The organism is Roseateles sp. P5_E4, from assembly GCF_054049255.1.
This window is the reverse complement of the sequence record NZ_JBFUMS010000002.1, coordinates 251,452-272,178: the sequence shown is the minus strand read 5'-3', so window position 1 is coordinate 272,178 and position 20,727 is coordinate 251,452. Positions and strand designations below refer to the sequence as shown.

Sequence of the window (20,727 nt, the reverse complement as noted above, 5' to 3'; positions counted from 1 at the left end):
GCCTGTCCGGCAGCGCGGCCAGGCGTTCGCCAGGCGGGAGCGAGCTTGCTTGGGACGGCCCGGCGCGGCGCTCATGCCGTCAGCCGCTGCAGCGCTTCTTCGTACTTCTGCACCGTCTTGGCGATCACCTCGGCCGGCAGGGCCGGCGCGGGCGCCTTCTTGCCCCAGGGCTGGCCGTCGATGCGCACGGCCTCCAGCCAATCGCGCACGAACTGCTTGTCGTAGCTGGGCGGGTTGCTGCCCGGCGCATAGCTCTCGACCGGCCAATAGCGTGAGGAGTCGGGCGTCAGCACCTCGTCCATCAGCGTCAGTGTGCCCTCGGCATCCAGGCCGAACTCGAACTTGGTGTCGGCAATGATGATGCCCTTGGTCAGCGCGAAATCGGCGGCGCGCTGGTAGAGCTGGATGGAGATGTCGCGCACGCGGGCGGCGAGGTCGGCGCCGATGATTTCAGCCGCCTGCTCGAACGAGATGTTCTCGTCGTGATCGCCCATCTCGGCCTTGGTGGCCGGCGTGAAGATGGGGGCGGGCAGCTTGTCGGCATTGCGCAGGCCCGCCGGCAGCTTGACGCCGCAGACGCTGCCGCTGGTCTGGTATTCGGCCCAGCCGCTGCCGGCCAGGTAGCCGCGCACGACGGCTTCGATGGGCAGGGGCTTGAGCCGCTTGACCAGCATGGTGCGGTCCTTGAGCTGCTCGCGCTCCTCGGCCGACACCACGGACAGCGGGTCTTGGCCGGTCAGATGGTTGGGAACGATGCCCTGCAGCTTGTCGAACCAGAACAGCGCCATGCGGGTCAAGAGCGCCCCTTTGCCCGGAATCGGCTCGCCCATGATGACGTCGAAGGCCGACAGGCGGTCGCTGGCGACCATCAGGATGCGGTCGTCGCCGACGGCGTAGTTCTCGCGCACCTTGCCGCGGCCAAGCAGCGGCAGGGAGGTCAGGCTGGATTCGTAGAGGGCTTGGGGCATGGCGGCGATTTTAGGTGCCGCCTCCGGCCAGATGGCTTCGTACTGCAGCTGCAAAGCTGTGCACGTCGATCGGCTTGGTCAGATAACCGTCGCAGCCGGCTGCGCGAAAGCGCACCTCGTCGCCCGGCATGGCAAAGGCGGTGAAGGCAATGACGGGCAGATCGGCGAGGTCGGGCGTGGCCTTGATGGCGCGCACCAGGCTCAGGCCGTCGGTGCCCGGCAACTGGATGTCAACCAGGGCCAGGGCGGGTCGGTAGGCGCGCAGCCGCGCCCAGGCCTCGTCGACGTGCAGAGCGCGGTCGACGATGAAGCCGTCGGCCTCCAGCACGTACTGTGCGAGATCGATGTTGAGCTCGTTGTCGTCGACGATCAGGACGCGTTCGCCAGCCATGTCAACCTTTCGTGAGTCGGCCACGCCGGTCCTGGCGGGCGGCGCGCAGCAGCGCATCGCGCACCTCGGCCAGGGCTTCGGCCTCGCCAGCGCTGGCGATGGCCGCGGCCGAGCGCGCCAGGCTTTCGATGTCCTGCCCACTGAGGGTCAGCGCCGTCCAGACGATGACGGGCAGCTCGGCCCAGCGCGGGTCCCCGCGAAGTTCATGCAGCACCTGGAATCCGTCGATGCCGGGCATCATCAGGTCGAGCACGATGGCCCCGGGCTGCAGAGCGGGCAGGCGCTGCAGCGCCTCGGCGCCGCTGCCGACGGCCACGGCCTCGACGCCCGTGGCCTGCAATGCCGCACACATCAGCTCGCGCGACACCGCCTCGTCGTCGACCACCAGCACCGGCCGGCCCGGACCCAACCGGTCGCGCAGCGGCACGAGGGCACGCGCCAGGGCCGGGCGGCGCAGCGGTTTGGCCAGCACGTCGGATACCGTGAAAGCCACGCCCGCCCCCGTCGGGGGCGTCAGCGCCAGCGCCTTGACGGCCGCGTGCATGGACGGCCCGCCGCTGCGCAGCGCCGCCAGCAATGACAGGCCGGGCGCATCAGGCAGGCCGAGGTCGATGGCCAGTTCGGTGTAACGGCGCGCGCGGGTCAGGCGCAGCACCTCGCCGGCTGTGGACGCGGTGTCGGCGCTCACGCCGGCCCGCGACAGATCACGGGCCAGGCCGTCGCGCAGCGGATGGTCGCGCAGGGCGATGAGCTGCTGGTGGGCCGGCCGCCCGACCGGCTCGCCGGCATCCAGCGGCTGGCGCGGCAGCACGGCGTAGAAGCGGCTGCCGCGCCCGGGCTCGCTGTAGACGCCGACACGGCCGCCCTGGGCCTCCACCAGCCGGCGCGTCAGCGCCAGCCCGAGGCCCGTGCCCTGGTGGCGCTTGGTCAGGCCGTCGTCGAGCTGCTGGAATTCGACAAACAGATGGCCGAGGCGGTCGGCCGGAATGCCGATGCCGCTGTCCTCGACCTCCAACCGCCACAGCCGCGGGCCCTCGCCCACCACGCGCAGTTCGACGTGGCCGCCGGCGAGCGTGAACTTGATGGCGTTGGACAGGTAATTGAGCAACACCTGCTTGAGCCGAGCGGGGTCCAGCACCAGGTCTCGCAGCCCCGGTTCGATGGAGGACTTGAGGCTCAGGCCACGCTGCTCGGCGAGCACCGCGACGGTGGCCATCACGTCGTCGACCAGGGCCGGCAGTTCGACCGGCTCGGGATGGAAGTCCATCTTGCCGGCCTCGATCTTGGACAGGTCGAGCACGTCGTTGATCATGGCCAGCAGATGCCGGCCGCTGCTGGCAATGTGCTGCAGCCACTCGCGCTGGCGCGGCCCATCCAGCAGATGCGGCGGATGGGCGCTCATGGTCAGCAGGTCGGCGAAGCCGATGACGGCATTCAGCGGCGTGCGCAGTTCATGCGACATATTGGCGAGGAAGAGGCTCTTGAGCCGGCTGCTTTCCTGCACGCGGCGGTTCTCGGCCGCCAGCCAGATGGACTGCTGGCGGGCCTGCTCGGCGGTGCGCATGGCGGTCACGTCGGCCACGATGCCGACCAGCCGCGGCGAACCGGCGTCGTCGTGGGTGACCCGGGCGTCCAGGCGCAGCCAGTGCACGCTGTCATCGGGCCAGACGACGCGGAACTCGGCATGCCAGGGCCGGTGGCCTTCGGGCAGCGCCGCCAGGCCGGCCTCCACCATGGCCCGGTCGTCGGGATGGACGGCAGCAAGCATGCGCTCGCGGTCCCACGGGCCTTCAGAGTCGGGTCGGCCGAAACATTGGTCGTAGCGGCGCGAACGGTGGATCAGGCCGCTGTCCAGCTCCAGCTCCCAGTCGCCGATGGCCGCGGACTCGAGGGCGAAGCGCAGCCGCGCCTCGCTCTGGCGCAGCGCGGTCTCGATCTGGCGCTGGTGGGTCAGGTCGCGGGCGGATTTGATGCCGCCGATGATGCGGCCGGCCGCATCGCGCAGCGGCGAGACCTGGGCGGAGATCTCGACTCGCCGGCCGTCCCTGGCAATGTGAACGGTGCGGAACGGCGGCACATGCTGGCCCTGGGCCAGACTGGCGAGGATGCGCGTCTCCTCGGCTTCACGTTCGGGCGGGATCAGCATCTGCACCGGCTGCCCGACGACCTCCGCGGCCGTGTAGCCGAACATCTTCTCGGCGCCCGCATTCCAGTTGGTGATGCGACCATCTGGCGTCTTGACGATGATGGCGTCGGCCGAGGACTCGACGACGGCCGCCAGGCGGCGCACCTCGGCCTCCGCCTCGGTCAGGCGGCCCACGTCGCGGAAGACGATGGCGACGCCACGCACGCGGCCGTCGGCGTGGTGGGTCAGGTCAGCGTGAACCTCAACGGGCCGCTGGCTGCCGTCTCGTGCGACGCAGACGGCCTGGCGCTGGAAAGCGCCTTCGCGGTTGCGCTCGCGCACGACGTCGATGGGGTTGCGCGCCTTCAGGTCGGCCGGCGTGCCCTCGCGCTGGAAGACTTCCCAGACCGGCAGGCCCAGGGCCTCGCGCGCCGGCCAGCCGGTGATGCGCTCGGCCACGGCATTGATGCGCGTGACCCGGCCGTCGCCGTCGGTCGTGATGAAGCCGGCGTCGATGGCCGACAGCGTGGCGGCCAGGCTCTGCTCGGCTTCCAGCTGATGGTCCTCGGCGCTGTGGCGGCGGTCCATCTCACTGCGAAGCGCCTCGTTGGCCGTGCGCATCTCGTCCAGTGACGGCAGGCCCAGCAGCGTGGGCATCAGGCGCCAGGCCACGGCCGCCGTCAGCACGGACGCGCAGGCGGTGAAGACCTTGCCAGCGGTCTGCAGTCCGTAGTCGGGGCGCCAGATCGTCCAGACGTCCAGCACGTGGGTCACGCCGCAGGCGAAGATGAAGATGGCGAACAGCGTCGCGATGCTGCCAAGGTTGACCTGGGGGCGTTGGCGGGCATAGCTGGCGATGGCCAGCGGGATGGAGAAGTAGGCCAGCGCGATGGAAAGATCGGCGCCGACCATGGTCCAGAGCAGGCCGGGCGACCACTGGAAGCAATAGCCGTGGGGCAGGAAACCCGCTCGCGCGACGATTCCGGTCAGCTCGTCCATCCCAGCTCCCGACCCCAATGACCAAGGGGTTATGCCGATGCATTGTGACCCCGCGAACAGGGGGGCATCAGGCGAAAACGTGTCTTATTCCCGGGGCTTCAGCGTGGCGTGATCAGCTCGAAGCCCACATAGCGGGCGATGAAGCGCTCGCGGCCCTCCCGGGCGAAAGCGTCGGCGTCCCATTCGCCAGGGAGCAGCCGGTCGGCGAACTCGGGGCGGAAGCGGTAGACCTGGGCCGGTAGCGCGTTGCCGTCGGCCAGCGCCACGACGACATCGGCGCGCTCGTACTCGACGCCCTCGAAGGCATCCAGCCGCTCCCAGGCGCCAGTGTCGACGTCGCGATAAACCCGCCCCGGCACAAGGCCGCCCGCCGCGGCCCGCAGGCCGGGGTAGTCCTGGCCGCGCACCGGGTGGCGCTGGTGATCGGCCAGCGAGGCCGGCTCGCTGGCGAATTCACGCCCGCAGACGCGGGCCATGATGTCGGCCCACATCAGTGAGCCGTAGGTGAAGCAGTGACGCGTCACTGAACCCTTATTGGACCTTCTGTGCCAGCTCACCGCGCGCATAGGCGCCAGCGATGTCGACCAGCGTGCGGCCCTTGATCTTGCCGGCCTGGCCTTCGCAGCCGAATTGCATATAGCGCTCCTTGGCGATGACCTTGGCGGCTTCGCGGGCGGGCTTGAGCCATTCGCGGGCGTCGAACTTGTCGGGGTTCTCGGCCAGGAACTTGCGCACCGCGCCTGTCATCGCCAGGCGGATGTCGGTGTCGATGTTGATCTTGCGCACGCCATGCTTGATGGCCTCCTGGATCTCCTCGACCGGCACGCCGAAGGTCTCCTTCATCTTGCCGCCGTACTGGTTGATGATGGCCAGCAGCTCCTGCGGCACGCTGGACGAACCGTGCATGACGAGGTGGGTATTGGGGATGCGCGCGTGGATTTCCTTCACGCGGCCGATGGCCAGGATGTCGCCGGTGGGCTTGCGGCTGAACTTGTAGGCGCCGTGGCTGGTGCCGATGGCGATCGCCAGCGCGTCGAGCTGCGTGGCCTTGACGAACACGGCGGCCTCCTCGGGGTCGGTCAGCATCTGGCTGTGATCCAGCTTGCCTTCGGCGCCGATGCCGTCTTCCTCGCCGGCATCACCGGTTTCGAGATTGCCCAGGCATCCCAACTCGCCCTCGACGGTGACGCCGACCTGGTGCGCCATCTCGACGACCTTGCGGGTCACTTCCATGTTGTATTCGAAGGAGGCCGGCGTCTTGCCGTCTTCCATCAGCGAGCCGTCCATCATCACGGAGCCGAAGCCCAGGTCGATGGCGCCGGCGCAGATCTTGGGGCTGGTGCCGTGGTCCTGGTGCATGACCAAGGGGATGTGCGGGTAGGCCTCGCAGGCGGCCTGGATCAGGTGTTTGATGAAGGGCTCGCCAGCGTATTTGCGGGCGCCGGCGCTGGCCTGCAGGATGACCGGTGCACCGACCTCGTCGGCCGCGGCCATGATGGCCTGCACCTGCTCCAGGTTGTTGACGTTGAAGGCTGGGATGCCGTAGCCGTTTTCGGCGGCGTGGTCCAGCAACTGGCGCATGGAAACGAGAGGCATGGGTTGTCCCCGGTGGAGTTGAGAAATCTGGGCCGACTGCGGTACGCACCCTAGGCCGTAACCGCTTCGTAACTGGTTGGGGATTCTATGGAGGCTGCCGGCCTTTGGGACGGGCGCGCGTTGACACGCATTCGGGGGTCAGGCAAGGCGCAAAGCGGAGCCGGGTGGGTTACCCGGCGAGCATTTGCAACGCCGCATGAGCCTCGAAGGCGGGTCAACCCGTAGGGCCGGGGCGATTTGCCACGCCATCCTGCGTTGCGCCCGCCTCGTGGGGATGACCCCACAGCGGCGGTCGCGCCTTGTCTGGCATGGCAAATCTCCCCGGCGCGCGCCCGCCCCAAAGGCCGGCAGCCTCCTGAGTCGGTAGCGACCCCACCCCCCGTGATTGAAGTAGTCAGCACAATGCGTGCTCATGACAAGACTGGTGTTCGACCACCTCACCAACTGGATCACCGCCGCGGCCAGTGAGCACTCGCTGGCGTTGGCGACCCACATCGAGGAGCGCACCGGGGCCAGCCACCGCGCCGTGCTGTCGGCACTGAAGCGCCTGGTGGACGCCGGCTGGCTGACCCGCTCCGGCACCGGCCGCCGACCGGTGTTCTCGCCCGGCAGCCTGCGCCAGGTGGCGCGCAGTTACACCCTTTACGGCCTGCAGGAAGACCTGCCCTGGCAGCGCGACTTCGCACCCCATTTCGCCTTGCCCAAGCATGTGGAACGCATGGTGCAGCATGGCTTCACCGAGCTCGTGAACAACGCAGCCGACCATTCCGGCGGCAGCAGCGTCACCGTGTCGCTGCGCCAGACGCCCACCCATGTGCAGCTGCTCGTCAGCGATGACGGCATGGGCGTCTTCGACAAGATCTGCAGCGCCTTCCAGCTCGAGGACCCCCAGCACGCGATGCTGGAGCTCAGCAAGGGGCGCCTGACCAGTGCCCCCGATGCCCACACCGGCCGCGGCCTGTTCTTCAGCTCGCAGCTGGCCGATGTGTTCGACATCCACGCCAACAACACCGCCTACCAGCGCCGAGCCTGGGAGAGCGCCGGCTGGAAGAAGGGCCGCGCCCTGCCGCGCCAGGGCAGCTCCATCTACATGGCCATCGCGCTGAACACGACGCGCACGCTTGACGGCGTCATGGAAACCTGGAGCCTGGCAGGCGACGGCATCGAGTTCGACCAGACCCGCGTGCAGCTGCGCCTGCTGACCAGCGAAGGCCAGGCCCTGGACTCCCGCGCCCAGGCCCGCCGCGTCGGCTCCCGGCTGTCGGCCTTCAAGCGCGCCGAGATCGACTTCGACGGCGTGGCCGACGTCGGCCACGGCTTCACGGACGAGCTGTTCCGCGTGTTCGCCAAGGCGAATCCGCAGATTGAGCTGGTGGCGGTGAACGCGACGCCGCGCATCGAGGCGTTGGTGAAGAGCGCCAGGGCCGGTTGAGGCGATCAACTCGTTCGTCAGCCCGGCTGCGCATGCCGGGCCGAGTGGCACAGATTCGCAGGTCGACCAGCGGCCGCGCTCCAGACGCCGACGCGGCGCAGGCATCCCTTTTGGGCGGCAACCGATTTCGAGAGCGCGGTGGACGTGCCCGCTGGCTTCCAGGACGCGTGTCGGAGAAGTTGACACCCTGCCCCCTTTCGCAAACGGCATAAAACCATAAATGCATGTCGCAGCAGCTTTTTCTGGCTCGCGGCACGACTTATGCGTGCCGCAAATATGGGCCGCCTCGCTTCGAGGCGACCTCGAAAATCAGTCGGGAGACCGCGATGACACTGAAGAAACTACTTGGCTTCGTGGCTCTGGCTGTGGCCTTCGCCCCCGCTGCCCACGCCGGCCTCACACTGACGGCAGGTGGCGTCACTGCCGGCTTCACGTTGACCACCTTCGTCAGCGGCTACAACTTCGGCAACTACGGCCCGCTGTCCCAGGCGGTTCTGCCCAACGGCAACATCGTCACTGGTAGCGTGGGCTCGGACCGCGTCTACGTCTTCAAGGATGTCGACAACCAGACATTGGGCGATGCGCTGATCGCCACGCCCTACGCCTTCGAGACCGGCAACCCACATTTCGCAATGGCGACGGTTGGCGGCCAAGCCTACGGCGGCCAATTGTTTGGCGGTCGCTACTACCACTTCGCGAACGATGGCTCCTATGTGCCCATCGGCGGTCCTACCGGCACCGATCTCGTCGACTACCTCGGCATCTGGGGCTCGCCCAACGGCAAGATGATCGCCTCGACGAACCGGGGCCTCGTCGAGATCGACCCCGTCAGCGGCAACTACCGCATCATCAACGCCGGCCTCTTCCCGGATGGCGTATCCGTCTCGCCCGACGGCCAGGTGGCCTACATCGAGAACGGCGGGATCATCCAGTCCTATGACATTGCCACCGGCGCGCTGATCCGCTCCTACTTCAGCACCGGCGGCCATGGTGCCGACGGCACAGGCGTCATCATCGGCGGCCTTTACGACGGCGACGTCATCGTCAACAACAACGATGGGACCCTGGGGCTGCTTGATGTCGACAACGACACCATGCTCATCATTGCCAACGGCGGCAGCCGCGGCGACTTCACGTCGGCCGACACCAGCAATGGCACCCTCTTCATCTCGCAGATCGAACAGGTGCTGCGCCTGAGCTGCGGTGCGGGATGCACCATAGGCGGCCCGGGGGGCAATACCGTGCCGGAGCCGAACGTGCTGGTGCTGATGGTTCTGGCGCTTGCCGCAGCTGCCTGGAGCCGGCGCCGCAAACAGTGACGCTGAACCCGGCAAGCCGGCCGGCCTGACCTTGGGGCCGGCCGGCCTGTTTTGGTTTGCGCCGCTTCAGCCCGGCCGGTGCAGCGGCGGCACCGGCGGCACCGGGATGCGCGGGCCGCCATAGCCCTCGACCGCACCGAAGCGCCCACCGTCCTCGCGCGCCCAGTCCAGGGCCCAGGCCCGCATCTCATCCGGCTCGCGGCCGACGAAGTTCCACCACAGCAGCGGCGGCTGGCTCCAGGGCTCGCCGCCGAGCAGCAGCAGGCGTGACGAGACCGAGCAGCGCAGTTCGACGGATTCGCAGCCGGGGCCGAGGTAGAGCAGCGTGCCCGGCGTGACCGTCTCGACGGCATCGTGGCCGGCCGGCGCCGCCTCGATCTCGCCCTCCAGCAGCATCAACCCATGCTCAAAGCCGGGCCGCAGCGTGAGCATCGCGTCAGCCGGCCCGCCCGCAACCAGGTCCACGCCAAGCAGCGGCGTGAAGCTGGGCACTGGCGAGCGCAGGCCGGCGAACTCGCCAACCAGCAGCGTGCCGTCAAAACCGCCCACCGAGCATCGCGGCAGTTCGGCGAAATGCTGGAAGCTGGGCGCGCGTTCGCGCTCGGCATCGGGCAGCGCGATCCACAGCTGAGCAAGGTGGATGCGGTCGGAGAGCGATTCCTCGCTGTGCGAGATGCCGTGGCCGGCCGTCATCAGGTTGACCTGGCCCGGCCGCAGCACCTGCTCGGAGCCCAGGCTGTCGCGGTGCAGGATCTCGCCTTCGATCATCCAGCTGAAGGTCGACAGCCCCGTGTGCGGATGCGGGCCGACATTCATGCGCCGCTCGGGCGGCAAGGTGGCCGGGCCGGCATGGTCGGCGAAGCACCAGGCGCCGATGATGCGCCGCGCCTTGTTGGGCAGGGCGCGCTGAATGGGAATGCCGCCCACGTCGCCGATGTGGCTGGCGAGGCGCTCGACGTGGACGCTCATGACGTTCTCTTGCGCACGAAGTCGACAAAGCCGTGGACAAAGGTCTGCAACTGCCCCCGCACCCTGTCATCAACGAGACGGCCGTCGGCGTCGAAGACCGAGCCGGCCTTGGAGACCAGCAGCTCGCCGGCCATCCAGTGGTCGCAGCCGAAAGCATGCAGCACCGGCAACAGCGCGCCCTGGGAGCGCACGGTGCCGAAGCCGCCCGGCGACGCGCCGATCACGGCCGTGGGCCTGCCGCCAAACAGCTTGGCGCCTTCGCCGCTGGGGCGCGACAGCCAATCCAACCCGTTCTTCAGCACGCCGGGGATGGAGTGGTTGTACTCGGGCGTGCTGATCAGCAGCGCATCCGCGGCACGGATCTCCTCGCGCAGCTTCGTCACGGCCTCGGGGATGCCCTGGGCCTCGACGTCCCCGTCATAGAGGGGAATGCCGTGCAGGGTGCGCAGCTCGATCGTGACGCCCTCGGGCGCCATCGCGATGGCAGCGCGCAGCAAGGCGGTGTTGTAGGACGCGCGGCGCAGCGCGCCGCTGAGGGCAATGATGTGCATGGCGATACCGCAAAGGTGGATGCGGGCATGATGCCAGCGATGCACAGCTTCATCCTGCCCGACATGAGCTGCGGCCATTGCGTCGCCGCCATCACCGAAGCGCTGAAGGCGGCCGACGCCCAGGCGCGCGTCGAGATTGATCGCAACGCCAAGGCCGCCGACGTCGACAGCGACCTGCCCCGCGAGGCACTGGTGGCCGTGCTGACCGAGGCCGGCTACCCGCCGGCGCCGGCCAGCACCTGACTCAAGCGAAGCTGAACGGCAACTCGCGCTGGCGCTTGCCAGTCAGCCGCGCCACCGCGTTGGCGAGCGCCGGTGCCAGCGGCGGCAGCCCCGGCTCGCCCATGCCCTTGGGTGGGTCGTTGCTGGGCACGATGATGACCGTCATGACCTTGGGCGCGTCGGGCATGCGCGGCATGGCCATGTCATAGAAGTTGTTCTGCTCGACGACGCCGTCCTTGAAGGTCACACGGTGGGTCGGCATCGTCGTGGCCAGGGCCATAATGGCCGCGCCCTGAACCTGGGTCTCGACCGCCTTGGGGTTGATGCAGAGGTTGCAGTGCACGCCCGCATGCACTTCCTGCAGCACCGGCTGGCGATCCTTGCCTTTGCCCTTGATGCTGGCGACGACCACATAGGCGACGACCGACTCGAAACTCTCATGCACCGCCACACCCCAGGCCTGGCCGGGTTTGAGCTTGCGCTTGCCATAGCCGCTCTTGTCGACGGCCGCCTGCAGGGCGGCGCGATGCCGGTCGGCCTTGGCATTGCCCTCCATCAGCTTGAGGCGGTAGGCCACCGGGTCCTGCTTGGTGGCGAAGGCGATCTCGTCGACCAGGGTCTCCATCACATAGGCCGTGTGGGTGGAGCCCACCGAGCGCCACCACAGCACCGGCACATTGACGTCGGGGTGGTGGACGCTGAGATTCATCGGGATCTCGTAGGGATCGCGCATGCCCTCGGTCGTCGTGCCGTCCACGCCCTTCTGGTAGCCAAAGCCTTCCAGCGGCGAGCCCTTCAGGATGCTCTGGCTGACGATGCGGTGCTGCCAGCCGGAGATCTTGCCCGCGGCATCGAAGCCGATCTCGGCGCGGTGCACCGTCATGGGCCGGTAGTAGCCGGCCTTGACGTCATCCTCGCGGCTCCAGATCACCTTGACCGGCATGGGTTTGCCGGCCTGGGCCAGGGCCACCGCCACGGCTGCCGCCTCGCGCGGCCATTCGGTGGCGGGCGTGGCACGCCGGCCAAAGCCGCCGCCCGCCATCTGCACATTGACCTGCACCTGCTCCGGCTTGAGCCCCACCGTCTTGGCCAGGTTCATCGCATCGATGCCGGGCATCTGGGCCGCGTAATAGAAGTCGCAGCGGTCGGCCTTCAGGTCCACCGTGCAGGCCAGCGGCTCCATCTGGGCGTGGTTCAGGTAGGGGAAGACGAAGTCCGCCGTGATCTTCCTGGGCGCCTTCGCCCAGGCGCTGGCATCGGCCTGGAACTCCGGCTTGGGCGCCGGCGTGCCGGGCGTCTTGGCCAGGGCCAGGTACTGCTTGGTCAGCGCCGCGGTGTCGGGCTTGGCCACGCCACCCAGGTCCCAGTCGACCTTGAGCGCATCACGGCCCTTCTTGGCCGCCCAGTAGCCGCTGGCCACCACGGCCACACCCTGGCCGCCGCGGTCCAGCGCCACCGGCAGCACGGCCTTGACGCCCTTGACCTTGAGCGCCTCGGTCGAATCGAGCTTGGCGACCTTGCCGTTGAAGACCGGCGGCCGCTGGATGACGGCCACCGCCATGCCCGGCAGTTGCACGTCCATGCCGTAGGCCTGGGTGCCGGTGCTCTTGGCCTGGCTGACGACCAGGCCGGTGGGCTTGCCGATCAGCTTGAAGGTCTTGGGATCCTTCAACGTGACGGCCTCGGGCACCGTGCCCTTCATGGCGGCGTCGAAGAATTCGCCATAGCCGGCGCTCTTGCCACCACCTGAAATGACGCCGTTCTCGGCTTTCAGCGACGCGGCCGGCACCCCCCAGCTCTCGGCCGCGGCGGCCACCAGCATGGCCTTGGTGCGCGCACCCAGTTCGCGGTACTGCTGATAGCTGTTCTTGACCGAGTTGGAGCCGCCGGTCAGGTGGATGCCGAAAAGCGGGTCCACATAGGCGGCCTTCTGGTCGCCAAAGCCGGTGCGGACCTTGCTCCAGTCGGCTTCCAGCTCCTCGGCGCAGATCATGGCCAGGCCGGTCTCGACGCCCTGGCCCATGTCCATGCGGTTGCACAGGATGGTGGTGGTGCCGTCCTTGGCGATAGTGACGAAGGCCAACGGTTGTTCAGTCGGCTTGGACCCGGGCTTGGGCGCCTGGGCGCTCGCCATGCCAGGCAACAGCGCCAGGCCGACGGCGCCGCCGACGGTGGTGGTGACGAAGCTGCGGCGGGAAACTCCAAGGGAGCCCGCGGTCAGTGCCTGGTCGATACGACGGGGATTCAGCATGTCGGCCTCCTCAGGCGAGCTTGGCCGCAGCCGTGTGGATGGCCGCGCGAATGCGGGTGTAGGTGCCACAGCGGCAGAGATTGCCGGCCATGGCCTCGTCGATCTGCGCGTCGCTGGGCTTTTTGTTGCCCTTGAGCAGCGCAACCGCACTCATGACCTGGCCGCTCTGACAGTAGCCGCACTGGGCCACGTCATGCTCGACCCAGGCCGCCTGCACGGCCTGGCCCACCTTGTCGGTGGCGATGCCCTCGATGGTGGTCACCGGGCCTTGCACCGAGGAAATCGGCGTCAGGCAGGACCGCACCGGCGCGCCGGCCACGTGCATGGTGCAGGCGCCGCACTGGGCCGCCCCGCAGCCGAATTTCGTGCCGGTCAGCTGCAATTCCTCCCGCACGGCCCACAGCAGGGGCATATCGGGCTCGGCGTCCAGCGAGACGGCGCGACCGTTGACGGTCATGTTGATCATGGGATTCCTCAGGGGGGTGGGACGCGGGCGACTCTAGCCAGAAGCAGCGTCCCAGTACATCACTCAGGCATTACGCCGGGTGGGCCGAGGGGCTGAGCCAGTAAAAGGGGCTCCGAGGAGCCCCTTGTGATGACGACGCACCGGTGGGGCGCGATCCATTTCACTTGAACTGGTAGCTCGCCGTGGCGTACCAGAAGCGGCCACGCGGGTCGACGAAGGAACCCGCATAGCCGGTCACGTGCGAGCCATAGCTGGACACGGCGGTGAACGGCGGGTCCTGGTCCAGCAGGTTGCGCGCGCCCAGGCGCAGGGCCAGGGTCGACGTGGGCTTCCAGCCGACGGCCATGTTCCAGCGGCTGCTGTCCTTGACCTTGTGCTCGACGAGCGGGCCGACGTTGGCCTCCACCAGGCCGGCCGATTCCGTCCAGCCCTTGACGAAGATGTTCTCCAGCGTCAGGTTCCAGTTGCCCATGTTCCAGTCCAGGCCCAGGGTGTGCTGCCACTTGGGCACCGGCTGCACGCCGGCGCCGTCGCCGGCCGTGCCCTCATAGGACACATAAGGCGTGCCCTTGCCGTTCTGCTGCTTCCATTGGTTGATGAAGCTGCCGGCGTAGCTGGCGCTCAGGCGACCCATGGAACCCAAGCTCCAGCCCGCCTTCACGTCGAGGTCGATGCCGTTGGTCTTCAGATCGCCGAGGTTCTCGACCGGGGTCTCGATGTAGCTGATGAAACCGCTGGGCTGCAGGCGGTGGATGCGGGCGTTGTAGCGCTGGTAAAGGATCGGGTCGGACATGATGGCGTCGCCGCCGATGGTGCCGATCTGGTCCTTCTTCTGGATATGCCAGTAGTCCAGTGCGATGGACAGGTCGCGCATCGGCTCGAACACCGCGCCAAAGGAATACTGGCGCGACTTCTCGGGCTTGAGCGAGGGGTCGCTGGACAGACGCACGTTGAACTGCGTTTCGCAGCGCGGGTCGCCGGCCTGGCCGGGCGGGCAGTTCGGGTCGACGAGGGAGTTGGCGGTGTTCGTGAAGGCCGTCGGGCTGTTCACGTCCCACAGCGTCGGGGCGCGGAAGCCCGTGCCGGCACTGGCGCGCAGCAGCACTTCGCGGCTGGGCTGGAAGCGCAGCGTCACGCCCGGGTTGAACGTGCCGCCGAAGTCGCTGTATTTGTCGTAGCGCGCCTTGACCGTGGCCTCCCAGCCCTTGGCGAAGGGCATCGACAGCTCACTGAACACGGCATAGATGGTGCGCGAGGCCACGGTCTTGGGCACCGTGCCTTCGCCGCCGATGTGCAGGCCCAACTCATAGTCGGCATTCACGGCATGGTCGTCGGCCTTTTCCTTGCGCAGATCGGTGCCGACGGCCAGCATCATCGGGCCGCCGCTCATGGCCATCAGTTCGGTGCTGGCCTTGGCGTCGAAGGCATAGGTCGTGCTCTTGGAACGGCGCATCGGGCCTTCCATGCGCGCGCGGTTCAGCGCGGCCAGTCCAGCTTCATCCTGCGGGCCGAAGGGGTTGATGACCCCGGTGGCCAGTTCGGTGATGAAGCGGCCTTCGTGCAGGTAGTTGTAGTAGTCCAGCGAGCCCTTGGCCTGCGACATCGTCAGGCCGGCGTCGTAGTCCCAGCCCTGGAAGACGCCGGCGGCGCCGGCCACGAAGCGGGTCTGTTCGTTCAACACATTGTTGGTGCGCGGCCCGACCGGCACGGAGCGCATCGCGATCTCGGTGAAGCCGCCGCCCAGCGTGTCGAACTGGGCCGGCGTGTAGCCCAGGCTGGTCAACAGCGCCGCCGGGAAGAACTTGCTGGAGATCGGGAAGGCGAAGGACGGGTAGGTGCCGTCGGCCTTCACATGACCCGCCGTCGAGTCAATGGGCACGGCGGCCGTGCGGCCGATGGAGTCGTTGCGTGCGTAGCTGGCCTCGAAGAAGACCTGCGAATCGCCGCCCGTGTCCAGCGTCAACCGACCGAAGGCGTCGGCCTTCTTGGAGTCGGGCAGGTTCTCCTGCATGGCCGGGTAGATGAAGCGGCAGCGCTTTTTCTGGGTGCCGTTTGGGGTCAGAACGGGCTGCCCTGCGGCATTCACCACGTCCTGGATGGTGTTGAAGTTGGGATCGCAGGGGCTGAAGTTGGACCCCGCGTTGGCATAGGCGCCCGGCGTGATGTTGAAGTCGACGAGGCGGCCCGGGAAGGAGCGGCCCGAAGTCGGGGGATCGGAGCCGGGGATCTCGTCGATGCCGCGCAGGTACCACTTCTGGTCGAGGGAGCTGACCTTGGTCTGCTTCTTGACGTTGCCGGTCACGAGCAGGTTGTAGCCATCGGTCTTGAGGCCGCCCATGCCGAAGGCGATGGAGGCACTCGTCTCCTTGCCGCCGATGCTCTTCTCGGGTGCGCCGTACTTCAGCGTGACGGCGCCCTTGTCGTAGTCCTTGCGAGTGATGAAGTTGATGACGCCGCCGACGGCGTCGGTGCCATACACGGCCGAGGCGCCGTCACGCAGCACCTCGATGCGGTCGATGGCCGCGAAAGGGATGCTGTTCAGGTCCACCGACGAATTGCCGCCGATGGAGCCGAAGGCGAAGTTGGCCAAGCGCCGGCCGTTGAGCAGCACCAGCGTCGAGTTGGGGCCCAGGCCGCGCAGGTTGGCGAAACTCTGGGAATAGCCGGCGCCCTGCGTGGTGTCCGACTGCACTGCGGTGTTGGCACCGATGCGGCGCAGGATGTCCTCGACGTTGGTGGCGCCGGTCTTCTCGATCTGGTCGCGCGTCATCACCGACACCGGCAGGGCCGTCTCGGATTCCACGCGCTTGATCGACGAGCCGGTGATGGTGATGCGCTCGAGCTGCTGCTGTTGGGCCGGTGCGTTCTGCGCAGCGGCCGAGCCGGCGATACCGGCGGCCAGCAAGGCCAGCGCCAGTCGGGTGTGACGGTGTTGCATGGAAGCTCACTCCTGTCAGTTGGGGCCTTGTGAAGGGTCGCCCCCGACCCCCGCCGCGGCGCGGCTTGTTGCCCTCATGCAAAGAAGTGTTGAGCCGCAGTTCATGGCTCCTCCCCTGCGGGAAGTCAGGCTGTGGCGCGTTCACAGCACTGCGAATTAGGGCCTGACTTCCTTCACGTCCGCGGCCGGCGCCGCAAGGCTCAGACTCGCGCGTACTTGGCCAGCGCCCGCAGCAGCGCCGCCAGGCTGAGAGGCTTGGTCAGATGGGCGTCGCAGCCTGCCGCCAGGGACTGCTGCACATCGGTGTCGAACGCGTTCGCCGTCAGCGCGACGATGGGCGTACGCGGCCTGCCCTCGGCAGCTTCGATGGCCCGCCATTGCCGCGTGGCCGACAGCCCGTCCAGCCCGGGCATCAGCATGTCCATCAGCACGAGGTCGAAATCACCCTCGCCCGTGCCCTCACGCAGAGCGGCCAGGGCCTGCTCGCCATCGCGTGCCCGCTTGATGCGGTGGCCCAGGGGCTGCAGCATGCCCTCGATGACGAGCACGTTGACGTCGTTGTCCTCGGCCAGCAGCAGCTCAAGCGGACGGCTCGGCGCCATGCGTTCAGCGCGCGTCTCTGCCGGGTCGGCATGCGGCGGTTGCGAGTCGGGCAGATCCAGCCGCACCTCGAAGCAGCTGCCTTCGCCCAAATGGCTGTGCACACTGACATCGCCGCCCATCAGCCGCGCCAGCCTGCGCGTGATGGCCAGGCCCAGGCCGGTGCCACCAAATTCCTGCGCGATGGTCGCATCCGCCTGGGCGAAGGGTTGGAAGATGCGCTCCAACCCGTCGGATGCAATGCCGATGCCGGTGTCCTGCACGCTGATCAACACCTGGCCCTGGGTGCTGCGCGACAGCTCGACCGTCACACCGCCCGTCTTGGTGAACTTGATGGCGTTGCCGACCAGGTTGGTGACGATCTGCGCCACCCGCTGCTGGTCGCCCAGCACCCAGCCCGCCGCTTCGGTGCGCGCGAACACGCGCAGCCACAGGCCCCGGCTCTGGGCGCGCTCGCGCAGCAGCTCCAATTGCAACTCGACGAGGTCGATCAGATTGAAGGGATGCGAGGCCAACTCCAGCCGGCCGCTCTCGATGCGGGCGTTGTCGAGCAGGTCGTTGATGAGGGCGAACACCTGGCGGCCGGCATGGCCCAGCACCTCGACGTAATGGGCCTGATCCGGCTTGAGCGGCGAGCGCGCGAGGATGTCGGAGAAGCCCAGCACGGCGTTCATCGGCGTGCGCATCTCGTGGCTGACCTGAGCCAGCAGCTCGGTCTTGGCGCGGCTGCGCGCGTCGGCCAGCTCGCGCTCGCGGGTCAGCTCGCGCTCCCGCTCACGGGCGTGGCGCTCGTGCTCGACGGCTGTCAGCAGCAGGGCCAGCGCGAGCAGGTAGAAGCCAGGCGCGAGCGTCGGCAGCGTACCGGCCCACGCGGCACTCCATGACGCGAACAGCAGCGCCGCCATCGCGATGCCTGCCGCCAGCGCCTGGCGACGCAACAGCAGGGGCAACGCACCCAGGGCGAACAACAGCGCATCCACGGCCCACACGCCCGCACCGCGCTCGCGCAGCAGCGCCAGCGGCTCGGCGCCCAGGGCTTCGAAGACGGCAGCGTTCAGCGCCGTCCCCGACAACCGGCCCTGGGGCGTCATGACCTCGTCGGCAAAGAAGGCACTGCTGCCGACGAAGACGCTGCGGCCGGCGAGCAATCGGGCCAGCTCGGCGTCCTCGCTCTCGCCCAGGGCCGCGCGCATCAGGCGCTGCCAGGACACGCGTGGTGGCTCGCCGCCGCCCAACGGCAGGCGCAGGCGCAGCTGGCCGGCCTCGTCCACAGGCCAGCGGCGCGCGCCCGCGACAAGCTCGTCGCCCTCGCGCCGCCAGCCAAGCGCACCGTCGGCGCGCAGGCGCGCAGCGAAGGCCAGGCTGGGCAGGCTGCGCCCCTGCACGCGATGCAACAACGGCAGACGGCGCAGCAGCCCGTCGTCGTCCAGGGCCACCGAAATGACTCCCAGGCTGGCGGGCTCGGCGAGCGCGTCCAGCAGTGCATCGGCCGGCGCCGTCAGCGCGTCCCAGTCCAGGCCTGGCGCATGGGCAGCGCCCAGGCGGGTCAGCGCGCGCTGCTCGGCCGCACTGGCTGGCGCGAGTTCGACGCCGGCGCGCTGGCGTGTCGCCAGGCCGGCAGCTGCGAGCACCGTCGGCGGGCCGGCGGCCAAGGTCTGCGCCAGCCGTGTATCGCCTTCGCGCGGGCCGGCGAAGACGATGTCGACGACGACGAGGCGGGCACCGGCCTGGCCGAGGTAGTCCAGCATCAGCGCATAGACCTCGCGCGAGTAGGGCCACTCGCCCAGGGGCTGGCGCAGCACAAGCAGCGAGGCGTCGTCGATGTCGACGATGACGCTGGTGGGTGGCGGTGCCGCGGGCGCGGCGGCACGCAGCAACAGGTCGCCGATGGCGCGGTCGATACGCGGCTGCGCGCCGGTCAGGCTCAGCAGCGCCCAGAGCAGCAGTGCTCCGGGCAGGGCGAGCCAGGGCCAGCGTTTCAAAGGACGGGGATCAGCAGCAAGGGCAGCAGCCACAGCCAGCGCGGATAAGGCTGCTCGATCATCTGCGTCTGGCCCCAGGGGCTTGCCGCGCCGGCGGCGTTGAAGGCCTTGGCGCGCAAGAAGTACTTGCCCGGCGATGGCTTCGGGATCGCGAGCTCGGGCTTGTCCGTTGCAAAGCGCTGCACGTCCGCGCCGTCAAAGGTCTCGGTCTTGGACCATTCCAGTTCGTAGCGCGCGACATCCGCGTCGGCCCGCCAGCGCAGCTTCAACTGGTCGCCGCTGACCTCCGGCTCGGCCGGCGGTGGCGCGGGCGGCGGCGGCCTGATCTCGAAGATCTGCGGGTCGCCGAATGGCCCGGCACGGCCGCTCGCTTCGACGGAGGCGATGCGCCAGTGATAGAGGCCTTCAGGCAATCGGGCGTCGTAGTTCGCGCCGTCAATGGGTGAGGGTTGCAGGACCAGGTCCTTGAAGCCGGCATCCCGCGCGATCTGCAGGCGCACATTTGGCGCCACCGTGTTGCGCGTCCAGGCGAAGGCCATGCCACCGGTGTAGCTGACTGCACCCGACGCAGGCGCCTGGATGAAGGGTGGCTCGGGCCGGGCCTGCAGGCGGATGCTTGCATCGGCCGCGGCGCCCTCCTGGCCGCGCGCGTCGATGGCGCGCACGCGCAGCGTGTAGTCGCCGTCGGCCAGCTCGCGCGCCTCGGGCCAGGTGACGGCCGGCTCGCCCACGACGTCATCCAGCAGCAGGCGGTCGAAGTCACCGCCAACGTAGAGCTGTACGCGCCAGGTGGCAGCGCCGGCCGGACCACCCACCCAGGCCATGTGCAGCGGCAGCCGCTCCGTCACGGGCACCAGGCCGCTCAGGTCGGCCGCCGGCAGCAGAGGCGCGACGCTGCGTGCCGCCCCGTCGGCGAGCAGGCCCTGGCCGCTCGCCACATCGGGGCCCAGGCCACCGGCATGCACGGCACCGGACAGCACCTGCATGCGGCTCTGCGAACCCGCCGTCTGCACGCGAAACTCGGTGCCGCGCACGCCCAGGTTCACATGCGGCGTGCGCACTTCGTACAGCGGCACGCGCTGCGCGTTGGGCGTCACGCGGCTGTCCGCACCGCCTTGCTGCACGCCGATGCGCACCGCGGGGATGGCGCCGCGGCCCAGCACCAGCAATTGGTCCAGCGTGATGTCGCTGTCGGGCGGGATCAGCAGCCGCGAGCCATCGGCGAAACGCAGGCTGGCGCTGGACTGAGCGCCGGTCTTGATGCGGTCCCCGCCTTGCAGCGTCGTGCCGGCGGTGAGGGCTTCGCTCGCCGCACCACGCTGGCGCGTGACCTGGCCGCGCGCGAACACGGCCTCGGCGACGCTGGCCTCGCGACGCAGCCAGGCAACGGGCATGCGCAGGGTCGAGCCGGGCATCAGCCGCAGCGGGTCAGGCACGCGGTTGAGCTTTTGCAGGTCGCGCCAGGTCTTGGGCGGCGCCAGCCAGGCGTCGGTCAGTGTGATCAGCGTGTCACCGGGCTGGATGCGGTAGCGCCAGTCGGCGTCGGCCGCCTCCGTCTGCGCAGGCGCCTCGGCGCAGGCCAGCAGCAACAGGCCCATGGTGAGCCAGATTCTCATTGCACTCATCGGCGCCTCCCTTCCCTCGCAGGAGCCTGGATCCTAGGGCCTGTTAACGCTATGGCAACGGGTCGCGTTGTGGCCAGAAAGGCCGCAGGCACGACAGCAGACCGCAAGCTGGGTTCCTACCCAGCGAGGATCTGCAACACAGCATGCGGCCTTTCTGGCCACAACCCTTCGGGCAGGCCCGCCGCAAGGGGCCACTCGTTGTTGCAGCCCTGGCCCGCACACGCGTGCGGGCGGCGCGCCGCGTCTAGATTGACCCCTTGCGGCGGGCCCGCGCGGCCCATTGCCATAGCGTT

The 20,727-nt window shown here is 68.7% G+C and carries 15 protein-coding genes; 3 read left to right on the top strand and 12 right to left on the bottom strand.

Annotated elements, in window-relative coordinates; genetic code table 11:
• Nucleotides 1-71: 71 nt before the first annotated feature.
• The 5 genes from ACXJLH_RS04005 to fba all read right to left on the bottom strand — a co-directional run bounded on the left by ACXJLH_RS04005 (nt 72) and on the right by fba (nt 6,079).
• The gene (locus tag ACXJLH_RS04005) at nt 72-968 is read right to left on the bottom strand and encodes a phosphoribosylaminoimidazolesuccinocarboxamide synthase (protein WP_457442578.1); all 897 of its coding nucleotides are present in this window, start codon (nt 966-968) and stop codon (nt 72-74) included.
• A 10-nt stretch (nt 969-978) separates the two neighbouring features.
• Nucleotides 979-1,359: a response regulator gene (locus tag ACXJLH_RS04000; protein WP_457442577.1), complete on the bottom strand. Its 381-nt coding sequence runs from the start codon at nt 1,357-1,359 to the stop codon at nt 979-981.
• A gap of 1 nt (nt 1,360) precedes the next feature.
• Nucleotides 1,361-4,483 (bottom strand): PAS domain S-box protein, encoded by a 3,123-nt coding sequence (locus ACXJLH_RS03995; RefSeq protein WP_457442576.1) that lies wholly within the window; start codon nt 4,481-4,483, stop codon nt 1,361-1,363.
• Between the two features lie 98 nt (nt 4,484-4,581).
• A complete protein-coding gene (locus ACXJLH_RS03990; protein WP_457442575.1) occupies nt 4,582-5,007 on the bottom strand; it encodes a gamma-glutamylcyclotransferase family protein in 426 nt (141 codons plus the stop codon).
• 7 nt (nt 5,008-5,014) lie between these two features.
• Complete coding sequence (gene fba, locus ACXJLH_RS03985) at nt 5,015-6,079, bottom strand: class II fructose-bisphosphate aldolase (RefSeq protein WP_056205053.1); 1,065 nt, start codon at nt 6,077-6,079, stop codon at nt 5,015-5,017.
• A gap of 412 nt (nt 6,080-6,491) precedes the next feature.
• On the opposite strand from fba, the gene ACXJLH_RS03980 reads away from it, so the two are divergent.
• Both ACXJLH_RS03980 and ACXJLH_RS03975 read left to right on the top strand, forming a co-directional pair.
• Nucleotides 6,492-7,511 carry an ATP-binding protein gene (locus ACXJLH_RS03980; protein ID WP_056205055.1) on the top strand — a complete coding sequence of 340 codons (1,020 nt, stop codon included), beginning with the start codon at nt 6,492-6,494 and terminating at the stop codon, nt 7,509-7,511.
• Nucleotides 7,512-7,837: 326 nt separating this feature from the next.
• On the top strand, nt 7,838-8,830 hold the full coding sequence (locus ACXJLH_RS03975; protein ID WP_457442574.1) for a PEP-CTERM sorting domain-containing protein: 993 nt from the start codon (nt 7,838-7,840) through the stop codon (nt 8,828-8,830).
• A 66-nt stretch (nt 8,831-8,896) separates the two neighbouring features.
• Here ACXJLH_RS03975 and ACXJLH_RS03970 read toward each other — a convergent pair whose 3' ends face one another.
• Nucleotides 8,897-9,799, bottom strand: coding sequence for a pirin family protein (locus ACXJLH_RS03970; RefSeq protein ID WP_457442573.1), 903 nt, complete (start codon nt 9,797-9,799; stop codon nt 8,897-8,899).
• Nucleotides 9,796-10,350, bottom strand: a complete 555-nt coding sequence (locus ACXJLH_RS03965; protein WP_056205065.1) for an NADPH-dependent FMN reductase — start codon at nt 10,348-10,350, stop codon at nt 9,796-9,798. Before ACXJLH_RS03965 ends, ACXJLH_RS03970 begins: the two co-directional genes overlap by 4 nt.
• Nucleotides 10,351-10,377: 27 nt before the next feature.
• Here ACXJLH_RS03965 and ACXJLH_RS03960 point away from each other — a divergent pair, with 27 nt between their 5' ends.
• Nucleotides 10,378-10,593, top strand: a complete 216-nt coding sequence (locus tag ACXJLH_RS03960) for a heavy-metal-associated domain-containing protein (RefSeq protein ID WP_457442572.1) — start codon at nt 10,378-10,380, stop codon at nt 10,591-10,593.
• A 1-nt stretch (nt 10,594) separates the two neighbouring features.
• Here the strand turns inward: ACXJLH_RS03960 and ACXJLH_RS03955 are convergent, their stop codons facing one another.
• The 5 genes from ACXJLH_RS03955 to ACXJLH_RS03935 all read right to left on the bottom strand — a co-directional run bounded on the left by ACXJLH_RS03955 (nt 10,595) and on the right by ACXJLH_RS03935 (nt 20,434).
• Nucleotides 10,595-12,823: a molybdopterin cofactor-binding domain-containing protein gene (locus tag ACXJLH_RS03955; RefSeq protein ID WP_457442571.1), complete on the bottom strand. Its 2,229-nt coding sequence runs from the start codon at nt 12,821-12,823 to the stop codon at nt 10,595-10,597.
• 10 nt (nt 12,824-12,833) lie between these two features.
• Nucleotides 12,834-13,289, bottom strand: a complete 456-nt coding sequence (locus ACXJLH_RS03950; protein WP_056205070.1) for a (2Fe-2S)-binding protein — start codon at nt 13,287-13,289, stop codon at nt 12,834-12,836.
• 160 nt (nt 13,290-13,449) lie between these two features.
• Nucleotides 13,450-16,227 (bottom strand): TonB-dependent receptor, encoded by a 2,778-nt coding sequence (locus tag ACXJLH_RS03945; RefSeq protein WP_457442570.1) that lies wholly within the window; start codon nt 16,225-16,227, stop codon nt 13,450-13,452.
• Between the two features lie 200 nt (nt 16,228-16,427).
• Nucleotides 16,428-18,809: a CHASE2 domain-containing protein gene (locus ACXJLH_RS03940; protein WP_457442569.1), complete on the bottom strand. Its 2,382-nt coding sequence runs from the start codon at nt 18,807-18,809 to the stop codon at nt 16,428-16,430.
• A complete protein-coding gene (locus ACXJLH_RS03935; protein WP_457442568.1) occupies nt 18,806-20,434 on the bottom strand; it encodes a FecR domain-containing protein in 1,629 nt (542 codons plus the stop codon). The genes ACXJLH_RS03940 and ACXJLH_RS03935 overlap by 4 nt, the downstream gene beginning before the upstream one ends.
• Nucleotides 20,435-20,727 lie beyond the last annotated feature (293 nt).